The organism is Rhodococcus sp. MurmanLake-1, assembly GCF_056945715.1.
Genome location: NZ_JBWZNF010000007.1, coordinates 16,672 through 36,416, shown reverse-complemented (window position 1 = coordinate 36,416; position 19,745 = coordinate 16,672). Strand labels below are relative to the sequence as shown.

Below are 19,745 nucleotides of genomic sequence, written 5' to 3'. Positions count from 1 at the left end.
CGGTCACCCGAACGGCCCGTTCCGTCCTCCTGAACTGCGAGTAAAGGGATCAACGATGACTGAAAACCAATTGCCCGTCCGCCCGTCCACCTTCGCCGAGCTCGAGAAGCTCATCGGCCAGGAACTTGGCCCGACGGAGTGGTACGACATCACCCAGGAGCGCATCAACGCGTTCGCCGAAGCCACAAACGATCATCAGTGGATTCACGTCGACCCGGAACGAGCCGCATCGAGCCCGCTCGGCAGCACGATCGCGCACGGACTCTTCAGCCTCTCGCTGGGCCCACAGTTCTCCTACCAACTCATCCACTTCGACGGCTTCGCCCACAGCCTCAATTACGGCTACGACAAGGTTCGCTTCCCCGCTCCCGTTCCCGTGGGATCCCGGGTCCGCATGCGTGCAACCGTCGTGTCCGCGGAGCAGTTGCCCGGCGGAATCCAGGTGAAGATGAGCCAGGTGGTTGAGCGCGAAGGTTCCGACAAGCCAGTCGTCGTGGCCGAATCCGTCGCTCGCGTCGTCGAGAAAAGCTGAACAGAGAAAAGCTGACTAGAGAAAAGCTGAAACAAGACTCGGCACGTCCCGGCCGCTCGAACGTCGATACGGCCGGGGCGACCTGCCGCTTCAGGATCGGTCAGGGAACTTCAGCGCGTTAGCCCACAGGTCTGTCACCGTGGCGACAATCTGATCGAACTCCGGCGAACGCCCGTCCACCTCACCCTCATGGAGGGTGAACAGACTGTAGGCGAGCCGACTCACCATGCCGGACAGAGCAATTGACGCTGTCATTGGATCCAGCGTCGTGTCCGCGATACCACGACTCTGCAGATCTGCAATCCCGCGGGCATTACGGCGTATGAACGCATTGGCACGCTCGCTGCGGAACTTCCGGAACTCCGGGTCGATGTGAGCAACCTGCTCCATCAGCCCCATCAATTTCGCATTGCGTTGATACGCCGCCAGATACGCTCGATTACTTGCCTCGAGCACGGCGTACGGATCGTCTGCGCCCGCCACGCGTCCCATGCCCGGGTGCATCATGTCGTCTCGCGCGACCTCGAGGACGGCGGCGAAGACCTCTTCCTTGTTCGCGAAGTAGGTGTAGAACGATCCCGTCGCGCAGCCGGCTTCTTTGGCGATGTCGATCAGACGGGCATCGAGATAGCCACTACGCTCGAATACCGTGCGGGCAGCGGCAATCAGCGCTGCGCGCGTGCGGGTTCCCCGCTCGGTGGTCGGCCGATCTCGGAGCAGCGCAGGCGGAGCCACCGGCAGGGCGGCAATTCGCGATTCGTCATCGAGCACGGTGCGCTCCCCATCCTTCCGAGCCAACATCATTTCGGGACAATCCCAGCAGACTCGATGTTGACGCCGGATTCAAGTGTACGCTCTGGTGAGACCCAGGACACACAATCGGTCGATTCCTCCCGAAAGGCAGAACCATGGTTAGCGTTCTCGACCCGGTGACCCGTCACGCGGAAGTCACTCCGGACAACATCGCAATTCGAAACAGCACTGCGATCCGCGGCACGGATGAACACTGGACTTACCGGCAGCTCCACGACGCATCCCTGGCGTTCGCCGGCCGCATTCGCGATGCCGGGTTGAGCGTAGGCGATCGGGTTCTCCTAGCGGCGCCGTCGGTAGCGGAATTCGTCGTGGCGTACATGGGAATTCAGGCCGCAGGTTGTGTCGTGGTACCGATCAACACGATGTCGGCGCAACCCGAAGTCGAGTACGTTCTGGACGACGCGGAGATTTCCCTGGCCATCGCGTGGCATCAACTCGGTCCCGCAGTCCAGGATGCAGGGAGTGCGCGCGGTGTCCCGGTGTGGACACTCACCGAAGAATCGGCGAAGGCCGATCATGCACCCGCAACTGTGGTCGACCGTGACGCAGCAGACACAACGGCGATTCTCTACACCTCCGGCACCACCGGACGCCCGAAGGGCGCTCAGCTGACCGTCGGGAATTTGTTGTCCGCCGGTGAGATCGGCGCCGAGAGCAGCCGCGGAAACCCTTCGGACCGCACCGGAACCGGACTGCCGCTCTTCCATATCTTCGGCCAGGGTTCGGTCATGATGGCAACCTTCACCGGCGGCGGATCACTGTCCCTGCTCGCCCGGTTCGACCCCGCTGCCATGCTCGACCTGGTCCGCCGGGACAAGCTCACCATCATGGCCGGTGTCCCCACCATGTGGAATGCCATGCTGCACGCCGCCGCCGACGTGGACAGCTCCGACTTCGAACAACTCAGGATCGCAATCTCCGGTGGCGCATCACTTCCCGGTGAAGTCGCTCGCGCCTTCGAAGCACGGTTCAACTGCACGATCCTCGAGGGCTACGGCCTGACCGAGACGAGCGCGTTCGGGACTTTCAACAGCATCGACCGCGTCGCAAAGATCGGATACACCGGCCGCGCCGTACCGCGCACCGAGGTCGAGGTGCGTGATCACGACGGAAATGTCTGCGAGGCAGGCACAGTGGGCGAGGTGTTCATCAAAGGACCGACGGTCATGAAGGGTTACTGGAAGCGCCCTGAAGACACCGCCGCCGTTCTTTCCGACGACGGATGGTTCCGCACCGGAGACCTCGGTGAGACCGATCCCGACGGGGACCTTCGCATCGTCGACCGAGTGAAGGACCTCATCATCCGTGGTGGATACAACGTCTATCCGGGCGAGGTCGAAGAGGTGCTCTACCAGCACCCCGACATCATCGAAGCCGCAGTGATCGGCATACCCGACGACTACTACGGGGAGGAAGTTGCCGCAGTGGTGGCCGTGCGTCCAGGCTCCGACCTCGAGGCAGACGCCGTCACTTCGTGGGCTCGGGAACGTCTCTCCGCCTACAAGATTCCCCGAGTCGTCCAGTTCATCGACGCACTCCCGAAGGGTTCGACGGGAAAGATCCTCAAGCGATCGATCGACCGAACCGAACTCCTCGCCCAGAAGCAGAACTGAAAACACAGGTGAGCCCCGGCCAGATTTCGCCGGGGCTCACCTGTTCACTCGCTCAGAGAGCGTCGAAGTACTCGATCTGCGGGGCGCCGGCGAGGAAGGGCGCCATCGCCTTTCCTGCAGCCTGGAAATGCTCGGACGTTCCGTGAGCCTTGATGGCAGCACCGTCCTGATACAGCTCCATGAACTTGTAGGAATTCGCATCCGTTTTCGATCGGATCAGTTGATACAGAACCGTTCCGGGCTCCTCCGTGCGCACCTTCTCCGCAAGTTCGGCGATTACGGCTTCGAACTGCTCGCCGCTTCCGTCCTTGACGGTGATATCCGCGATGACAGCAATCATTCGTTCCTCCAAAAGTGTTCCAGCAGTATTCGAGTGTTACCGAGAAACCTACAGTTTCACAGCGTGGGCAGTAGTCCGAACGTCGATGCCAATTGCCTGCGAGTGCTTTCCGCGTCGGTGTGGAGAATGCCGGCGATCCCCAATCGTGCCGCACCGTCGAGATTCTGTTGCAGATCGTCGATCATGACGGCATCTTCGGGCGCGACGCCCAGGCGCTCACACGCGATGATGTAGATCTGACGGGAGGGCTTACGAATCCCGACTTCCGAGGAGATCACCACTTCGTCGGCCAGGTCCTCGAGGACAAAACCCGAATAACAATCACGCCCGAAAGCATTGGACACGAGCGCAACAGGGTGTCCCGCCGCCCGCACGTCCGCGAGCAGACGCACCATCTCCTCGTCTCGAATCAGCCCGGCTTGCATACGGTCGACCAATCCAACGCTGTCGACGACTGCGCCGTGCGCTCGTAGACGTTCTCCGAATCCGGCCTCGAAGGCCTCCTGGTCGATCTTTCCGGATTCGTGATCGGAGAGCAGCCTCTTCGAGACGTCGTCGCGGGAGAGCAGCGTCAACGGAAGTCGTGGGTCTCCCCCAAGCGAGGCCCCGAAATCTTCGAAGGCCTGAAGAACACTGGAGGTGAGAACTCCACCGAAATCGACGAGCACTGCCGTACGCGTAGGTGTCATTGCTCCATCAGACACCAAACATGAACCCGGCGTCAACATCAGTTTTGGCGCAGCGAGAATTGTAAAGTGTTGATCCACAACCGGTTGACCGTATCGAGCAGACCATCGAAGGTCACTCCGGCGGCGCCGTCCTCGCCGCCGCGGGATACGAAGTACCCGAACGCAAGTCGACTGATCATCCCGGAGAGTGCCCGAGACGTCAGTAGCGGATCCAGGTTCGCGTCCGCCAGACCGGCTTTCTGCAGCTTCTCGATACTGCGCGCGTTGCGTCGAACAAACGCGTCAGCACGCTCGAGGCGGAGAACCCGGAACTCCGGATCGATACTTGCGACCTGCTCGAGCAGTCCCATCAGCTTCGCGTTACGTCGGTACGCCTCGAGGTACGCGCGGTTGCTCGCCGCGATGACCTCAGCGGGATCCGCTCCTTTCGGAGTGTGCGGCATGCCCGGATGCATCATGTCTTCGCGCGCCAGCTCCATCACAGCCGCGAAGATCTCCTCCTTGCTTGCGAAGTAGGTGTAGAACGTACCGGCCGAGCACTGCGCCTCCACCGTGATGTCGATCAGACGCGAGTCCAGATAACCGGTCCGTTCGAAGACGGTGCGAGCCGCATCGATCAACGCTCGACGCGTACGCAAACCACGCCGAGTGGAGGGGAGTTCCCGTGACACTGTCGACGAAGCATCTTCGGAGCCTGTGCGTGCTGCAGCCATGCTCCAGTTATACGTCAGACGCCCGCTACCGGTGACCGATAGCGGGCGCCTGTTCGAGACCGAAGGTATTACTTGGCGTAGAGGTGCGCGCCCGGAATTGCGTTCGGATCGTCCCGAACTTCCTTCGGATTGGTCTCTTTCAGCACCCAAGCGCTGAAGAAGGTCACCAAGCCCATGAGTGCCACGAACACGGCAACCCATGTCGTGGTTCCGGTCTTCGCGATAAGTGCTGTCATGATGAACGGGGTGCCGCCGCTGACCGTGATCGCAGCCAACTGGTAGGCCAACGATGCTGCCGAGTAGCGCACGTTGGGTGCGAACAGTTCACCCATGTATGCCGCGATAGGCCCGTAGGTCATCGACTGGAACACGCTGCCGACCGTGACTGCGATGAAGAACAGCGGCAGGGACTTGGTGTTGATCAACCAGAAGTACGGGAATGCCCAGACCACGATCGCCGCGGCGCCGATCAGGATCATCGGACGACGACCGATCTTGTCGGACATCTTCCCGGACCACAGCACCACGCCGACTGTCAGCAACGCGCTCAGGAGCGAGATGATGAGCAGTGAGTTCCGCTTCAACCCCAGTTCAGTTGTGCCGTAGCTGAGTACGCCGGCAATGCTGATGTAGAACAGTGCATTGGTGGCGGCCAGAAGTCCGCAGCCAAGCAGGATCTTGCGCCAGTGATCCTTGAGCGCCTGCGCCAGTGGAGCCTGAACGACGACATCCTTTTGGTTCTTCTTGGCGTCTTCCTGCAACTCGAGGAATTCCGGCGTGTCCTCGACCTTCGTCTGGATGTACAGAACCACGGGGAAGAGCAGCGCGCTGGCGAAGAACGGAACCCGCCAACCCCAGCTCAGGAATGCTTCGTTGGAAATGGTCGCGGTCGCGACGAGGAAGACCAGGTTGCCCAGCACTACACCGAACGAGACACCCATCTGACCGAAAGTGCCTGAGAATCCACGCTTCTTGGGACTCGCGGATTCGGTGAGGAGAAGGACGATTCCGCCCCACTGGCCACCGCAGGCGAGACCTTGGATGAATCGCAGTGTCACCAGAAGAATCGGAGCGACGACGCCGATTGCCGACGCACTCGGAATCGCGCCGATCAGGAATGTCGCGACAGCCATCAGCAACAGGCAGGTGACGACGGCGGGCTTGCGTCCGTACTTGTCGCCGAAGTGTCCGGCGACCAAACCGCCGATGGGGCGGGCAACGAAGCCGGCCCAGAACGTACTGAACGAGAGCAATGTGCCCATCAGTGCGGATGAATCGGGGAAGAACACATGCGGAAAGACCAGTGCCGCAGCCGTTCCGTACAAGAAGAAGTCGTACCACTCGATGGAACTGCCGAGCAGTCCCGCGCCGAGAAGTTTGCGGTGCGCTTTCTTCTTCTTCCGTTCCTGATCGGACAGGCCCCCTGCCTGCGTGTTCGAATCCACTGCCGATCTCGTCATGGGTTACTCCTCGATGGGTCGGACGCTCGTCGCGCCGGGAGTTGAGAAGTGAAACCGGGCCAGAAGTAGAAACTGACACCAACTTCAACTCGGTGGCGTTGCGATCAGTCTGCGATACAAAAAGAGTGATGTCAATCACTGAAATGCATTGCCGCATAAGGGACTAAATCCCCTATCGATGCTCGCCGATCACCACGACGAATGGCCGGCTCACCTTGTCGGCGGCCGGCAATTCGTTTGTCAGGCAGATCTAGTTCGGTACCCGCAGTTCACGACGAAGAATCTTGCCGCTCACTGTTTTCGGCAGGTCATTCATGACCTCGACGATGCGTGGATACTTGTATGCTGCAAGCCTTTCCTTGCAGAACTCGACCAGATCCTCGGTGGTCGCCTCGGCACCGTCCTTGAAAGACACGAAGGCCTTCACGGTTTCGCCGCGATACGGATCCATGACACCGACGACGGCAGCCTCTCGTACGGCAGGGTGTTCGTAGAGAACATCTTCCACTTCGCGTGGCCACACTTTGAAGCCCGAGGCATTTATCTGATCCTTCATCCGGTCGACGATGTAAAACCAACCGTCGCCGTCCATGAATCCGATGTCGCCGGTGTGAAAACGCCCGTCCGGCATCGCATGTGCGGTCTCGTCCGGCTTGTTCCAGTATCCGAGTGCAACCTGGGGACCGGAGACCACGATCTCGCCGTACTCCCCGATCTGTACCGGCCTGTCGTTCTCGTCCACCACCTCGGCGTACGTATTCGATACCGGAACGCCGACAGCAACGGCCCCCGACGCCGGATCTACCGGCGCTTCACGCGAATTCGGCACCACGATCGCCGGGCTGTTCGTCTCGGTCAGCCCGTAGCCGTTGTGAATGTAGTGACCGAACTTCGCCCGGAACGCTTCCAACGCCGCGTGCGGGATCGGCGCGCCACCTGAATACACCGACTCGAGAGAGCTCAACGATTCCTTCGAGACTGCGGCGCTGTCCGTCCACGCGATGAATACGGTGATCGCTCCGATGATCGCGGTAGCCCGATGCTCCGAAATCGACTCCGCTGCAACGATGGGATGGAATCGGCAGGTCAGAATCGTGGGCGCGCCGGCCAGGAGTGGAGCCGCGACGTGCCCGACCAACCCGGTGATATGGAACAGTGGCGCCACCGCGAACATCGCGCCGCCGGGGCGCAGCCCCAACCAGTCCCGATAGATCTGCGCTGCGAACACGACATTTGCGTGCGTGTTCATCGACCCCTTCGGCGGGCCGGTCGTCCCCGACGTATAAGGAAGGTAGGCAAGGTCTTCCGGGGACAGATCGACCTTCTCGGGCTTCTGTCCTCGATGAGCCTCGATCAGTTCCAATAGGTCCGGAAATCCATCATGACGAATCCTGGACGCCGAACCGAAGATCCGTTCATCGTCGCGCGACTGAAAATCCTGTTCCGACGTAGTGATGACCCGTCGCACTTCGGTGCCCTCGGACGCAGTCGCCACGGTCTCGGCCGAGGACTCGAGACAGATGACTGCTACCGCGCCGCTGTCCGAGAGTACGGTGGACAGCTCACGGTCCCGGTACATCGGATTGACCGGAACGACGACAGCGCCGAGTTTCCAGACTGCGACCGTCGCGATGACGAACTGCGGAACATTCTGCAGGACAAAGGAAACTCTGTCGCCGAACCCGATTCCGTCCACGGCGAGGGCTACCGCAAGCGCGTCCGACATCTCGTCGAGCTCGGCAAAGCTGACGGTCCTGTCGAAGTACCTGATGATCGGGGCGGTGCGATCGCGCTCCAGCGACGCACGGAACATCGCGAGGGCATTGACATGCTCGATGTCCACATTCGGCGGAGTGTCGGCGTCGTAATTGGCGAGCCATGGCTTGCTCTCGTACACGTTGGTCATAACTCAGCTCTCGAAGTACCGACGCGGATTGTCCACCAGCATGGTGTTGATCTGATCTTCGGTGACGCCACGTTCGAGCAGCGTGGGAATGACCTGATCGCTGATGTGGGTGAAATTCCAGTTCGGCACTGCGGCTGCCTTGGCCTCACTCGAGAACCAGTCGATGAAGCACGAGGCATCATGTGCCAGAACCATTTTCTCGGCATAGCCTCGGCGGGCCAGTTCCACGACGGTGTTCACCCGCTCTTCGAACGGGAGCAGAACATCGAGACCGAAACGGTCCATCCCGAGTAGCGAACCCGCATCGGCAAGTGCACACAGGTAGTCCAGGTCGGTCGAATCACCCGAGTGCCCGATGACGACCTTGCTCAGATCTGCACCTTCCTCGGCCAGAACCTTCTGCGCAACGAGGCCCGATTCCGTGTGCGGGTTCGTGTGAACCGTGATCGGTACCCCGGTTTCGACCTGCGCCTGACCGACCGCTCGCATCACACGCTCGACACCGGGAGTCAGACCAGGTTCTTCGATGGCGCACTTGAGGAATGACGCGCGGATGTCTGTGCCGGCAATGCCGTCCTTGATGTCCTTCACAAATAGATCAACCATCGGCTCGCGCACGTCGAACAGCAAACCTGGACCGGTGTAATGGAATTGGAACGGAATGTCGTTGTACGTGTAGACGCCGGTGGCGACGATGATGTTGAGATCGACCTGCTCGTTGATCCGCGCAATACGCGGGATGTAGCGACCGAGTCCGATGACCGTGGGATCGACGATCGTGCTGATCCCTCGCGACTTCAGTTCGGACAGCTTGGTCACCGCATCGGCTACTCGAGCCTCCTCGTCCCAAGGCTCCGGGTAGTCGGGATAGTTCTGACGCATCTCCTCCCCCAGAACGAAGACATGCTCGTGCATCAACACCTTTCCCAGATCGGCTGTGTCCACCGGCCCACGAACGGTTTGTACTGAACTCATCGATCGAACCCCTGACTGTGATCGCCATCACTAACATGAGACAATGAGCTAGTGTGTCTCACGTCGCTTGGTTCGTCAATAGGTTCGATCCACCCGAAGCCCACCTCTGTTCGACCGCCGAAATTGTGCAGTACCGGACAACCGGAGAGAATGTCCCGATGCCTACCGACCTCGAACGCCGACGCGCGATCGACACCGCCGCGAGCATGTACCTCGCGGAGGAACCACTCGACATGTCACTGCTCGCCGAACGTCTCGGAGTAGGCCGCGCGACGCTCTACCGCTGGGTCGGCAATCGCGACGAACTGCTCGGAACAGTGCTGGCCGAGGCCACCGAACGGACATACCGGAAGGCGATGTCACAGGCGTCGGGGCAAGGTCCGGAGTACATCCTCGACGTCTTCGGACGCGTCATGCGGTCGGTGGAATCGTCGACCGAACTGCGAGCGCTGACCAAACGCGAACCAATGGTGTTCATCAAACTCGCGATGATGCCCGGCTCCATCGAATCGATCTCCGCCTCCATCACCGCCGAAATCTTGCAGTCCCAGGTCGACGCCGGCCAACTGACGATCACGCTCTCGCCGCAAGTGCTGGGCGAAGCTCTCGTTCGCATCTGCGACGTACACCTCTACGCCCCTCTACTCGGGCGGGAAAAGGCGGAGATCGAGACGGCCCTCGACCTGATCGCACTGCTCCTCGGCGTCACCCGTAACTGACGGTATCGACTGCGTGAGCACTGCTCCGACACACGGCCCACCCGAGTCCTCAGACGTCTGATGAGTTGTTACGCTGTCGGTACCCCCACGAGAGGCAAGCCGTGTCCGACGACCACACAGGATTCACACTTCGCAGTGGTCCGCTGGTGCCGCAACTCGAACAGTTGCTTCGCGGGCGAATCAGGCAAGGAACGTGGGCGCCGTCCGAGCGCATACCGAGCGAGGCGGCCCTTGCCGTCGAACTCGGTGTCGGGCGTTCCTCGATTCGCGAGGCAATCCGCCTCCTCGCTCGCGACGGACTACTCGAAGTCCGACACGGCGTCGGCACCTTCGTGGCTGCCGCGTCTGAACTCGAGCACGTCGACGAATTCACCAAGCTACTTCGACGCTCACGCATCCTGGAGGTCTTCGAAGTCCGTCGCGCACTCGAGATCGAGGCCGCCAGACTGGCCGCGGAGCGGGTACAACCCGAGGACCTCGACGGCCTGCGGCGGCGACTGACCATGCGACACAGTCATTTCGAGGGTGACGTCGAGAAGTTCGTCGACGTCGACCTCGACTTCCACACCGAAGTCGTTCGGTTGTCCGGAAACGCGGTTCTGCTCTCGCTGTTCACGTCGGTGCGTCCACTCCTTCGTGAATCCCTCGTCGAGATGATGGCCCACGAGGCCGGCGTCCCCGACACCTCACATGCCCATGATCAGTTGGTCGAGGCCCTTCAAGACGCCGACCCAGAAGCCGCGGTAGCGGCAACCCGAGCAAATATCGACACCGTCTTACGGCGGTTGCGTGTGCTCGACGCCTAAGAGAGGTAGTTCTCGTGCAACACCCCAATGGCACCGTTCTGTCGACCGAACACGTGGATCTCGTCCGCGACGGCCGATACTTGTTGAAAGACATCAACATTTCGATCGAACCCGGGCAACACTGGGTGCTCCTCGGCGCGAACGGTGCAGGCAAGAGCACCCTACTGAGCCTTCTCGGAGCAACCGCCCACCCCACTCGCGGTTCCGTCTACGTCCTCGGGCACAAGCTGGGCCGAGTCGACATGAGGGAACTGCGGATGGACATCGGGCACGTGAACCCGCGCCACACGATCGGAATTCCGATCACCGTCCGCAACGTCGTGATCACCGGCCTCACCAACACCACCGAGGTAATGCCGCGGTGGTCACCGACGCCGGAGCAAGAGGCTCATGCCGACGCACTGATCGATCTACTCGGGATGAGTCCGCGTTCGGACGCACTGTGGCCCAACTTGTCCCAGGGCGAACGAGGGCGAGCCCTGATCGCCCGTGCACTCATGGTGGAACCACGCCTGCTCCTGCTCGACGAACCGGCGACCGGGCTCGATCTTGCTGCGCGCGAACAGCTCTTGACGGCTCTGGACGATCTCCGCAATCAGAACCCGTCACTTGCCAGCATCCTCGTGACGCATCACATCGAAGAGATTCCGAGCACCACCACACATGCTCTCCTGATCAAGGACGGCGTCGTGACCGCCAGCGGCCTCGCCGAGAATGTGATCACCACCCAGAACATCAGCGAGTGCTTCTCGCATCCCATCGAGATCGAGCGTCGTGGTGGTCGGTGGAATGCTCAGTCGCGGCCACGCGAAAGAGTTTGACCGACAGTAGTTTCAGAGACGTCTGGCGCCGGGCCCCTCCCGGCCCAGTTCGTCTCCAGGGTTGAGCAGGTTGCATGTCTTGAGTGACAGACACCCACAGCCGATACAGCCCGTCAGTTCGTCCTGCATCCGGCTGATGGCCTGCTTGCGATCCTCGAGGCGCTGATTCCACTCCGTCGAAATCTTGCGCCAGTCCTTCTTCGTCGGAGTTCGCCCCTGCGGCAACGACCCGAATACTTCGGCAACTTCGGCCAGAGGTATCCCGAACCTGACTGCCAACTGGATGAGCGACACCCGCCGGATCGAGTGGCGCGGGAACTTCCTCATATTTCCTGCCGTCCGCTCTGCAGGAACCAGACCGAGTGTTTCGTAGTAGCGCACCGCCGACACGGCGACGCCGGTGCGCGCCGATACCTCACCGATCGAGAGAAGTTCGTCACTCTTACGGATCATTCTGCCTCCCAATGGCTGCGCGACATTGACCTGAAGCGCACTTGAGATTCTACCTTCGACACCATGCACTCCCCCACCGATGCTCCCGCCGGAACCTGGCGGCAGCTCCTGAGCGGTCGATACCTCGGCACCGCTACCGTCCTCGCAGGCGGCGTCGCGCTGTACGCGACCAACGTCTACCTGACGACCAGCCTGCTTCCGACTGCCATCGACGACATCGGCGGTCAGCAGTACTACGCCTGGACCGCGACGGTCTTCCTCATCGCTTCCGTCATCTCCTCGATGTTGGTCACCAACGTCCTCGCCGCCAGGGGACCGCGCGGGGCCTACCTGATCGGCCTCGCGATCTTCGCGCTCGGCACCGTCGTCTGTGCGGTCAGCCCGACCATGGAATTGCTGTTGGTCGGCCGCACGATCCAGGGTTCGGGAGGTGGCCTCCTGGCTGGTCTCGGTTACGCCGTCATCAATGCCGCGCTCCCCAGACATCTGTGGACCCGCGGGGCCGCGCTGGTTTCGGCAATGTGGGGAGTCGGCACCTTCGCCGGCCCTGCAATCGGCGGCGTCTTTGCTCAATTCGGAGCCTGGCGATGGGCTTTCGGCGTTCTGGTCATCGCGACGATCGCAGTCGCAGCTCTCGTCCCCGGCGCGCTACCGGCACATGAACCGGGCAGCACCACCAGTAGCCCGGTGCCGGTCCTCTCACTGGCATTGCTGACTGCGGCAGCTTTGCTGGTCAGCGTTGCCGGAATTCTGTCCAACCTCGCTGTGACCGCAGCAATGGTTCTCGCCGCTGTGCTGCTACTGATCGCCTTTGTCGCCGCTGACCGTCGCTCGCGCCACGGCGTACTACCGCCGTCGACGTTCAACGCGTCGTCGCTCAAATGGGTGTACCTGACCATCGTCGTCCTCGCTGTTGCGTCGACCGTCGAGACGTTCATTCCACTCTTCGGCCAACGACTTGCCGGACTGGCACCGCTCGCGGCCGGATTCCTCGGGGCCGCACTCGCTCTCGGCTGGACTCTCGGCGAAATCCCGAGCGCCTCGGCGACTACCCCTCGTATCGTGCGACGAATCGTTGTCAGCGGTCCGATCCTCGTCGCGATCGGGTTGGGCATCATGGCAGCATTTCTCACCGAACACGCCGGCGCCGGTGCGATGGTCGCGTGGGTGATCGGACTGCTGGTCGCCGGTGTCGGAATCGGCATCGCCTGGCCCCATCTTGCAGTCGGTGCGATGACCTCGGTCACCGATCCCGGAGAAGGTGCGCGTGCCTCCGCTGCCATCAACACCGTTCAGCTGATCGCAAATGCCTTCGGCGCAGCCCTGGCCGGAGTGCTGGTGAACATCGGCGAACCGTCGACGCTTCGTTCTGCGCAATTGCTTCTCTTCACCTTCGCCGCTATCGCGATCATCGGCATTGCCGTGGCAGCTCGCGCACTTCCGCGAACGCCCGACAAAATCGACAGCCCCGAAATCGTTCACGACGCTCGCTAAACTGTGGAAAACCCACACGGAGGAGTTGGCCAGTGACAGAACCGGATCCGGGCACAGTGGAAACCGACTTCCCGAAAACGGGAGCTCCCGCACAGCGCGCGCTGATCGGAGCGGGCTACACCCATCTCGCGCAATTGACGTCCGTGTCCGAGAAGGAACTCGGCGCTCTGCACGGGATGGGACCGAAGGCTCTGAGGATTCTGCGTGAAGCACTCGCCGAGCGCGGCCTGAGCTTCGCCGACTGAGCTCTCACATCAGACCAGGCTCGCCCGAACCTGGTTGCCACCTTCGCGCTTCGCTTCGTACATCACCGTGTCCGCGACGCGGAAGAGTTCGGCAAAGACTTCGTCGACGGACTCACCCGGATGCCGGGGCGCGGTGCGGACCGCCATTCCGATGCTCGCGCTCGTCGGTGGATCATCGGTCGCCCCGTCCATTGCCGAGCGGATCTGTCCTTCCAGCCTCGCTATCACGCTGACCGGCACCCGCTCGACCACGACGAACTCGTCACCACCCACGCGGGCGGTCAGTGCAGCTTTGGTTGTCCACAGGCGAATACGCAGCGCCGTTCGCAGGATCGTGCTGTCCCCCACGTCGTGGCCGTGAACGTCGTTGATCGTCTTGAATCGGTCGAGATCGATCACCACCACGAGAACCGCGTCGGCCTCGGTCACCGGAGGCCCCATCAGATCCTTCACCCGACGCGAAAGCCCGCGACGGTTGAGCAGACCGGTCAACGGGTCTATGTCGGAAGTAGTGGCGTCAGATCCCAGAACTGCCAAGACAATTTGGGACACCACGGGAATCACAATGATGGTGGCCATCACGACCGCGATTTTCGCCAACCCCAAGCCGACGTCCGCTGCTGGCCCGAACAACAAAGTCCACCCCGAAAACACCGTGACCATCGAGGCGAAGACCAAGTGACCGACTTGGAGTTTCGGATTGTGGAAGAACGCAATATAGCCGCCGATCGACGCAAACACGACGCACGCGATGAGCCGTCCCAGCGGTTCCGAGTCGGTTGCGGCGGCCGCCGCAATCGCAGCGTCGGAACCCACGACAAAGGTGTACGACCACAGCGGCGTCGGCGGAAACAGCCACCAGATCAGGGCAGCGCCGAGGCACAACACGATAACCGTCAGATTGACCGCTCGCCAGAACGTACCTTGCGGACCGACGTCACTGAATCGCGCCGACAGCAGCACCAACCCCATCCAGAGTGCCGTTCCGCCGACCAGCGCCCGGCAGGAAGTCAAGAACCCACGATCTTCGAGGTACCTGCTGAAACTATGGAACTGGTCCGGCAACTGCCACCAGCGCATGACAACTTCGACGAAACCGTTCATCGCCGGTCAGCCGATTCAGGTCTGCAACTTTCGGGCATACTTCGACGTAGCGGACAAGCTGATTTCCCCCCGGAGCACACTGGCATATCCGGCAGCATAGTCAGCTGCAGTGGACGAACCAACCGTTCCGCCGGATTAGCGATCGAGCCTACAACCAGCCCCGCCGGCTACTACTCAGCAAGGATTTGAGTAGCGTTTCGCCCTCCCTGTCATATCGATCAAACGCAGTCACATCGATCAGCTCAGTGCGTCGTAGGCAGCCGATACGTACTGCGCCGATCTCTCGGAACCGAGCAGGCCCGGCCCCATCTTGTTCATCACGTACGAGAAGGTCATGCGCTTCTCGGTGTCGATGATGATCTGCGAGCCACCCCAACCTCCCCAGAAGCAGATTCGCCCCTCCGGAATGAACGGGACGGACTCCGGCGTCGGCAATCCGAATCCGACGCCGAAGCGGACCGGCACACCGAGGACGAGGTCGACCCCGTACGACTGCTCCTCGAAGATCTTGTCGATCGTTTCTTCCGACAGCAGGCGAACGTCACCGACCTTGCCCCCGCACGCAATCACCGATTGGATCCTTGCGAGCGCCCTCGCATTCGAATGACCGTTGGCCGCACCGATCTCGGCGGCTCGCCACCCGTCGGTCCACGAACCTGTCGCGTCGGCCGGCGGCGCGGTGAAGGTCTTCACCATGATGTTGTCCATCCCGAGTGCCGCGATGTCTATCGGCAACGGCGGTGGCGCAATCACATTCGAGACTCGCCCGTATTCCGACTTCGGCAAGCCCAGGCGGAAATCAGCATCGAGCGGACCGGCTATTTCCTCGTCGATGAAGCGGCCGAGGGTTCGACCGTCGATGCGCCTGACGACCTCGCCGATCAGGTGGCCGTAGTTGAGGGCGTGATATCCGGATGCGGTACCCGGCTCCCACCACGGGGCCTGCGTCGCCAACCGGGCTGTGGCGTATTCGTCGTCGCAAATGTTCTCCAAGGTGAACGGTTGATCCCACCCCGAAACACCCGAAGTGTGCGACAACAGTTGCCGGACCTGAATACGGTCCTTACCCGCTGCTGCGAACTCGGGCCAGTACTGCGCGACCGGGGCATCGAGATCCAGCAACCCGCGGTCGACGAGCATGAGCGCGGCCAGTGCGGTCACGGTCTTACTGCAGGACCAGACGTTGGTGACGGTGTCGCGGGCCCAAGGAGCAGTGTGCTCGACGTCGACCCAACCGCCCCACATGTCGACGACGGATTCGCCGTCGATCGTCAGTGCGATCGCTGCCCCGACGTCCTCGCCGGAATCGAGATTGTGTGCCAGCGCCTCCTTCAAGCCAGAGAATCGCTGGTCACATACGCCTTCGACGTTCGCCACTGACAGCCTCCACAGGAAAGTTAAAACTTGACGTCAACTTCAACTATGTCGAGTATGTGTCCGATTCGCCTGTGGTGTCAATCACTTCAAGTGTCAGAGTCGGCTCAGACCAACGGGATTCCCTTGGCGATGCGCCGACGCAGATCCCAGAGATAGAAGTTATAGGGGAACATCCGCAGAATCTTCGGGCTGAACCGATTGACCAGCGCGGCGACGCGCATGGATCGGTCGAAGTTACGCTGCTGACGCACCGACCACGGGAGCCGCATTTCGTCACGAAAGGCCTGGGGCAGGAACCCGGTGGTGACAAATCGGTTGAGCGGACCGACCACGGGATGCAACAGCTTCGGCGTGAAGGTCGCCGACGCGATCCCGTAGAGATGCTCACGAATCGTCTCGTCGATCGCCACCTTGCCGAGGTTCTCGTTCCAGTAGACCTCGAACGCATCCCGGTCCGCCGGCCACATGTCGCGTCGCATCTGAAGGGTTGTACCGAACGTGGCGCTTCGCTGATAGAACGCATCCTGGGTGACCGGATCGAGATCCCCGTACAAGATTTTGTAGACGTCCTCGAAGCCTCGGTACAGGCAGGCGGCTACCCACAACTGCAGCTCGGGATCGAACGCGTTGTATTCGACCGCGCTGTTCTCATCGGAGCGAACGTGCTTGTGAGAGCCGTTGACTGCGCGTCGGTACAGCTTCTTTTCTTCGTCCGTCGCCAGGCTCGCGACGGCGAGATACGTCAGCGTCGTCCGGGTTCGCTTCACCGGATGCCGATCCAACCGACCCGTCTCGACCTTGCTCTCATACACGCCGTACCCCACCGCCGGGCGCGCCAACTGCATGATGACGTTGGCGCCGGCGGCCAACAGTCCGAGCCCGGACATCGCCTTTTCGACCTCGGCGTCGATGTCGACCGCCTGGACGCCGACCGCTCCGATGCCGCCCGTCACCGCTTCCTCGCGCCCGTCCATCGAATCCCTACTCACCGTCATGGCAGAACCCCTTCGAGTCGATATCTGCGAACGCATGTTCTCAGATGAGTGAAACGCCGAAATGCCGAGATGTCAAGCAATCTCGGGATGCAAAGATGGTCTTCATGAATGACCAACCGCGTTCGTACGGTGGCGTCGACGGCGCGCTCCGCGTAGCCCAACGACGAGAGACGCTGATCGAGGCCGGTCTGGAACTCATGGGCTCCGCCGAGCCCGAACTGACGGTCCGCGGAGTGTGCAAGAAGGCCGGTGTCGCGGCGCGGTACTTCTACGAGAGCTTCACCGATCGTGATGCTCTGATGTCGGCCGTCTACGACACCGTCATCACGGACATCGCCGTTTCAACCCAGGCCGCGGTGGACGCCGCCGAGACCGAACGAGGCAAGGCGCTCGCCGGAATCGCGAACATCGTCCGCACGATCGCGCAGGATCCCCGTCGCGGACGTCTACTGTTCTCCAGCGCCCTGACGAGCCCTGTCCTGGCCGAGAAACGGCGAGCGTCGACGACGATATTCATCGGTCTCCTGGCCGCCAACGCCAAGACCTTCTACCGATTGAACGACAGCGGCCACTTGACGCTGACGGCAACCTTCCTGGTCGGCGGCCTGGCGCAGACCCTCAGTGCATGGCTGGACGGATACATCGACGTGACGGAAGAAGAACTGGTCGCCGAATGTGCAGCGATCCTGCTCGCTCCCGCCCTACCTCCGTCTTGAGCTCCTGATTCAGTCCCAGATCCCGATGTTGTCGAGGTGAGCGAGAAGTCGAGCAGCGCCGTCGGAGAACTGCAGACTCATCTGCGCGTCCACCTGTTCTCGATCGTGCTTCTCGAACGCCTCGATCAAAGCGTCGTGGCTCGATACCGCAAGCTCACCCCAGCCTGGATCCGTCGCGTAGAGACGAGCAGGGGTGTACCGAATCGCGCCGAACAGGAACCATGCCAGCTTCGCACCACCCGCAGCGCGATTGATCAAGCGGTGGAATTCGAATTCGCACTGCTCGATCGCAGCTGCATCCGAGGCGTCCACCGCCGCTCGCAAATCGGCGTTGAGTTCCGTGAGTTCCACCAGTTGATCAGCTGTGATGGTGTCCATCGCCCGCAAAGCCAGCTTGACTGCGATCTGCCCCTGCAACCAGAAGATGTCTTCGATGTCTTGGCGACTGAGGGGCGAGACGAGATAGCCGCGATGCGGAACCAACTCGACCATTCCCTCGCCGCGCAATGCGACGAGGGCTTCTCGCACCGGCGTCACGCTGACACCGAGGTCGGCTGCGGTTTCGTCCAATCTGACGAACTCGCCCGGACGCACAGCGCCGGACATGATCAGGTTACGAACGTGGTTGGCCACGTCCTCCGACAACTGTGGCCGTCTCCTCAGCTCAGATGTCGCCCTCCGAGTGCGTGCAGACGTTGCCACAACCGATCCTCACAGTCCGTACGTTTTGCCGATGATGTCTCGCTGAATCTCGTTGGTACCACCATAAATGGAGGACACAAGAGTCTTTCGCACATGGTGCTCCATGTCGAACTCAGTCGCGTAACCGTACCCACCCATCATCTGCATCCCCTCGAGCGCGACCTTCTTGGCGGTCTCGGTCAGCTTCAGCTTGGCCATCGACGCTTCCCGCGGGAACATCTTGGTCGGGTTGGCGTCGACCATTCGGGCAACGCTGTAGACCAGCAGACGGCCGCATTCGATCTCCGTGGCGAGATCCGCGATCCGGTGGCGAAGCGCCTGAAACGATCCGACCGGACGGCCGAACTGCTTACGCGTGGTGACGAATTCGAGGGTGTCGTCGAAAGCGCGCTGCGCGGTCCCGAGCATCATCGCCGCGAGGATGAGGCGTTCGATGTTGAGTCCGGCCATGAGTTGACGCCAGCCGTTGCCGACTTCCCCAACCACCGCGTCCTCGGGCAGGAATGTGTCGGTGAAGTAGAGATCGTTGACCTCCTTGCCGCCCATGGTGTCGATTCCACTGATCTTCAATCCGGAGATGTCGGCCGGGACATGGAACATCGTCAGACCCTCATGCTTGCCTTCACCTCGGGATGTGCGAGCCACCAGAAGGATGTTCTCGGCGAAGTGCGCGTTGGAACACCACGTCTTCTGGCCGTTGATCAGCCACCCACCGTCGACCTTCTCGGCGCGGCAACTCAAATTTCCCACGTCGGAGCCCGCTTCGGGTTCGGACATCGAGATCGACTGAGACGCGCCACGGACGATCCCGCCGAGCACTGCCTCCTTCTGGGCCGGACTGCCGAACTTCTCGTATGCAGCCCCGGTGATGACGGTCGGGCCCAGTCCACCGATCGGCGCCATGCCCTTGGCGGCTTCCTCAAGGAAGATGCACAGGTCGACCGTGCTTCCGGCAGATCCGCCGTATTCCTCCGGGACGGTCAGCCCGAGCCATCCCAATTCCGCCATCTTCTCGTAGAACGCCTGGTTGTGATTATGGGCGCCATGATCGGTCAGCAGGTCTCGCTGCTCACGGGTACCACTTTCCTTCTTGCAGAACGACGCTACCGACTTGGCGAAATCAGACTGCTCCTGCGTGAAATCCATGTACATCGAAAACTCCCGAGTGAGATGAGGCTGGAGGCTTGTCGGAGCCCGGTCCGACGCATACTGTGACTACCAGCACAGTAAATCACATCACATATATGTGATGCACCGACATGTGGAGGA

The 19,745-nt window shown here is 61.4% G+C and carries 21 protein-coding genes; 8 read left to right on the top strand and 13 right to left on the bottom strand.

The features are described from left to right. Positions 1 to 55 precede the first annotated feature (55 nt). Complete coding sequence (locus tag AC2ETI_RS19815) at positions 56 to 532, top strand: MaoC family dehydratase (RefSeq protein ID WP_003942878.1); 477 nt, start codon at positions 56 to 58, stop codon at positions 530 to 532. A 90-nt stretch (positions 533 to 622) separates the two neighbouring features. Here AC2ETI_RS19815 and AC2ETI_RS19810 read toward each other — a convergent pair whose 3' ends face one another. Then, positions 623 to 1,336 (bottom strand): TetR/AcrR family transcriptional regulator, encoded by a 714-nt coding sequence (locus tag AC2ETI_RS19810; RefSeq protein WP_019745704.1) that lies wholly within the window; start codon positions 1,334 to 1,336, stop codon positions 623 to 625. A 104-nt stretch (positions 1,337 to 1,440) separates the two neighbouring features. Here AC2ETI_RS19810 and AC2ETI_RS19805 point away from each other — a divergent pair, with 104 nt between their 5' ends. Continuing rightward, entirely contained in the window at positions 1,441 to 2,961 is a 1,521-nt protein-coding gene (locus AC2ETI_RS19805; RefSeq protein ID WP_092764811.1) for an AMP-binding protein, read from the top strand. Between the two features lie 52 nt (positions 2,962 to 3,013). On the opposite strand, the gene AC2ETI_RS19800 is transcribed toward AC2ETI_RS19805, so the two are convergent. The 6 genes from AC2ETI_RS19800 to AC2ETI_RS19775 all read right to left on the bottom strand — a co-directional run bounded on the left by AC2ETI_RS19800 (position 3,014) and on the right by AC2ETI_RS19775 (position 9,044). Next, on the bottom strand, positions 3,014 to 3,301 hold the full coding sequence (locus AC2ETI_RS19800) for a putative quinol monooxygenase (protein WP_019745706.1): 288 nt from the start codon (positions 3,299 to 3,301) through the stop codon (positions 3,014 to 3,016). 56 nt (positions 3,302 to 3,357) lie between these two features. Next, positions 3,358 to 3,990 (bottom strand): HAD family hydrolase, encoded by a 633-nt coding sequence (locus AC2ETI_RS19795; protein WP_483634287.1) that lies wholly within the window; start codon positions 3,988 to 3,990, stop codon positions 3,358 to 3,360. Positions 3,991 to 4,028: 38 nt separating this feature from the next. Next, positions 4,029 to 4,703: a TetR/AcrR family transcriptional regulator gene (locus AC2ETI_RS19790; RefSeq protein ID WP_446695455.1), complete on the bottom strand. Its 675-nt coding sequence runs from the start codon at positions 4,701 to 4,703 to the stop codon at positions 4,029 to 4,031. A 68-nt stretch (positions 4,704 to 4,771) separates the two neighbouring features. Next, complete coding sequence (locus tag AC2ETI_RS19785) at positions 4,772 to 6,163, bottom strand: MFS transporter (protein WP_050656979.1); 1,392 nt, start codon at positions 6,161 to 6,163, stop codon at positions 4,772 to 4,774. Positions 6,164 to 6,413: 250 nt separating this feature from the next. Continuing rightward, positions 6,414 to 8,069: an AMP-binding protein gene (locus AC2ETI_RS19780; RefSeq protein ID WP_483634286.1), complete on the bottom strand. Its 1,656-nt coding sequence runs from the start codon at positions 8,067 to 8,069 to the stop codon at positions 6,414 to 6,416. A 3-nt stretch (positions 8,070 to 8,072) separates the two neighbouring features. Further along, entirely contained in the window at positions 8,073 to 9,044 is a 972-nt protein-coding gene (locus AC2ETI_RS19775; RefSeq protein ID WP_019745711.1) for a phosphotriesterase family protein, read from the bottom strand. A 158-nt stretch (positions 9,045 to 9,202) separates the two neighbouring features. On the opposite strand from AC2ETI_RS19775, the gene AC2ETI_RS19770 reads away from it, so the two are divergent. From AC2ETI_RS19770 to AC2ETI_RS19760, 3 genes are all read left to right on the top strand, one after another. Next, complete coding sequence (locus AC2ETI_RS19770; RefSeq protein ID WP_003943195.1) at positions 9,203 to 9,763, top strand: TetR/AcrR family transcriptional regulator; 561 nt, start codon at positions 9,203 to 9,205, stop codon at positions 9,761 to 9,763. Positions 9,764 to 9,864: 101 nt separating this feature from the next. Then, positions 9,865 to 10,569, top strand: a complete 705-nt coding sequence (locus AC2ETI_RS19765; RefSeq protein WP_019745713.1) for a FadR/GntR family transcriptional regulator — start codon at positions 9,865 to 9,867, stop codon at positions 10,567 to 10,569. A gap of 14 nt (positions 10,570 to 10,583) precedes the next feature. Beyond that, positions 10,584 to 11,390: an ABC transporter ATP-binding protein gene (locus AC2ETI_RS19760; protein WP_020909438.1), complete on the top strand. Its 807-nt coding sequence runs from the start codon at positions 10,584 to 10,586 to the stop codon at positions 11,388 to 11,390. Positions 11,391 to 11,402: 12 nt separating this feature from the next. Here the strand turns inward: AC2ETI_RS19760 and soxR are convergent, their stop codons facing one another. Then, the gene (gene soxR / locus AC2ETI_RS19755) at positions 11,403 to 11,843 is read right to left on the bottom strand and encodes a redox-sensitive transcriptional activator SoxR (protein WP_020909439.1); all 441 of its coding nucleotides are present in this window, start codon (positions 11,841 to 11,843) and stop codon (positions 11,403 to 11,405) included. 63 nt (positions 11,844 to 11,906) lie between these two features. Here soxR and AC2ETI_RS19750 point away from each other — a divergent pair, with 63 nt between their 5' ends. Then, positions 11,907 to 13,337 carry an MFS transporter gene (locus AC2ETI_RS19750; RefSeq protein WP_092764819.1) on the top strand — a complete coding sequence of 477 codons (1,431 nt, stop codon included), beginning with the start codon at positions 11,907 to 11,909 and terminating at the stop codon, positions 13,335 to 13,337. A 32-nt stretch (positions 13,338 to 13,369) separates the two neighbouring features. After that, on the top strand, positions 13,370 to 13,582 hold the full coding sequence (locus AC2ETI_RS19745) for a helix-hairpin-helix domain-containing protein (protein ID WP_020971089.1): 213 nt from the start codon (positions 13,370 to 13,372) through the stop codon (positions 13,580 to 13,582). A gap of 9 nt (positions 13,583 to 13,591) precedes the next feature. Here AC2ETI_RS19745 and AC2ETI_RS19740 read toward each other — a convergent pair whose 3' ends face one another. From AC2ETI_RS19740 to AC2ETI_RS19730, 3 genes are all read right to left on the bottom strand, one after another. After that, complete coding sequence (locus AC2ETI_RS19740) at positions 13,592 to 14,686, bottom strand: GGDEF domain-containing protein (RefSeq protein ID WP_046379456.1); 1,095 nt, start codon at positions 14,684 to 14,686, stop codon at positions 13,592 to 13,594. Positions 14,687 to 14,923: 237 nt separating this feature from the next. Next, complete coding sequence (locus AC2ETI_RS19735; RefSeq protein WP_483634285.1) at positions 14,924 to 16,063, bottom strand: serine hydrolase domain-containing protein; 1,140 nt, start codon at positions 16,061 to 16,063, stop codon at positions 14,924 to 14,926. Between the two features lie 104 nt (positions 16,064 to 16,167). Beyond that, positions 16,168 to 17,037 (bottom strand): oxygenase MpaB family protein, encoded by an 870-nt coding sequence (locus AC2ETI_RS19730; protein WP_046379458.1) that lies wholly within the window; start codon positions 17,035 to 17,037, stop codon positions 16,168 to 16,170. 116 nt (positions 17,038 to 17,153) lie between these two features. On the opposite strand from AC2ETI_RS19730, the gene AC2ETI_RS19725 reads away from it, so the two are divergent. Beyond that, positions 17,154 to 17,774: a TetR/AcrR family transcriptional regulator gene (locus tag AC2ETI_RS19725; RefSeq protein WP_019745721.1), complete on the top strand. Its 621-nt coding sequence runs from the start codon at positions 17,154 to 17,156 to the stop codon at positions 17,772 to 17,774. Between the two features lie 9 nt (positions 17,775 to 17,783). Here AC2ETI_RS19725 and AC2ETI_RS19720 read toward each other — a convergent pair whose 3' ends face one another. Both AC2ETI_RS19720 and AC2ETI_RS19715 read right to left on the bottom strand, forming a co-directional pair. Then, entirely contained in the window at positions 17,784 to 18,476 is a 693-nt protein-coding gene (locus tag AC2ETI_RS19720; protein ID WP_019745722.1) for a GntR family transcriptional regulator, read from the bottom strand. 9 nt (positions 18,477 to 18,485) lie between these two features. Then, complete coding sequence (locus tag AC2ETI_RS19715) at positions 18,486 to 19,628, bottom strand: acyl-CoA dehydrogenase family protein (protein WP_007730792.1); 1,143 nt, start codon at positions 19,626 to 19,628, stop codon at positions 18,486 to 18,488. Positions 19,629 to 19,745: the final 117 nt, after the last annotated feature.

Bases quoted from the DNA above. Each gene is read 5' to 3' on its own strand.
- AC2ETI_RS19815 (WP_003942878.1), top strand. From the start codon at position 56: ATGACTGAAAACCAATTGCCCGTCCGCCCGTCCACCTTCGCCGAGCTC.
- AC2ETI_RS19810 (WP_019745704.1), bottom strand. From the start codon at position 1,336: ATGATGTTGGCTCGGAAGGATGGGGAGCGCACCGTGCTCGATGACGAA.
- AC2ETI_RS19805 (WP_092764811.1), top strand. From the start codon at position 1,441: ATGGTTAGCGTTCTCGACCCGGTGACCCGTCACGCGGAAGTCACTCCG.
- AC2ETI_RS19800 (WP_019745706.1), bottom strand. From the start codon at position 3,301: ATGATTGCTGTCATCGCGGATATCACCGTCAAGGACGGAAGCGGCGAG.
- AC2ETI_RS19795 (WP_483634287.1), bottom strand. From the start codon at position 3,990: ATGACACCTACGCGTACGGCAGTGCTCGTCGATTTCGGTGGAGTTCTC.
- AC2ETI_RS19790 (WP_446695455.1), bottom strand. From the start codon at position 4,703: ATGGCTGCAGCACGCACAGGCTCCGAAGATGCTTCGTCGACAGTGTCA.
- AC2ETI_RS19785 (WP_050656979.1), bottom strand. From the start codon at position 6,163: ATGACGAGATCGGCAGTGGATTCGAACACGCAGGCAGGGGGCCTGTCC.
- AC2ETI_RS19780 (WP_483634286.1), bottom strand. From the start codon at position 8,069: ATGACCAACGTGTACGAGAGCAAGCCATGGCTCGCCAATTACGACGCC.
- AC2ETI_RS19775 (WP_019745711.1), bottom strand. From the start codon at position 9,044: ATGAGTTCAGTACAAACCGTTCGTGGGCCGGTGGACACAGCCGATCTG.
- AC2ETI_RS19770 (WP_003943195.1), top strand. From the start codon at position 9,203: ATGCCTACCGACCTCGAACGCCGACGCGCGATCGACACCGCCGCGAGC.
- soxR (WP_020909439.1), bottom strand. From the start codon at position 11,843: ATGATCCGTAAGAGTGACGAACTTCTCTCGATCGGTGAGGTATCGGCG.
- AC2ETI_RS19750 (WP_092764819.1), top strand. From the start codon at position 11,907: ATGCACTCCCCCACCGATGCTCCCGCCGGAACCTGGCGGCAGCTCCTG.
- AC2ETI_RS19740 (WP_046379456.1), bottom strand. From the start codon at position 14,686: ATGAACGGTTTCGTCGAAGTTGTCATGCGCTGGTGGCAGTTGCCGGAC.
- AC2ETI_RS19730 (WP_046379458.1), bottom strand. From the start codon at position 17,037: ATGGACGGGCGCGAGGAAGCGGTGACGGGCGGCATCGGAGCGGTCGGC.
- AC2ETI_RS19725 (WP_019745721.1), top strand. From the start codon at position 17,154: ATGGTCTTCATGAATGACCAACCGCGTTCGTACGGTGGCGTCGACGGC.
- AC2ETI_RS19715 (WP_007730792.1), bottom strand. From the start codon at position 19,628: ATGTACATGGATTTCACGCAGGAGCAGTCTGATTTCGCCAAGTCGGTA.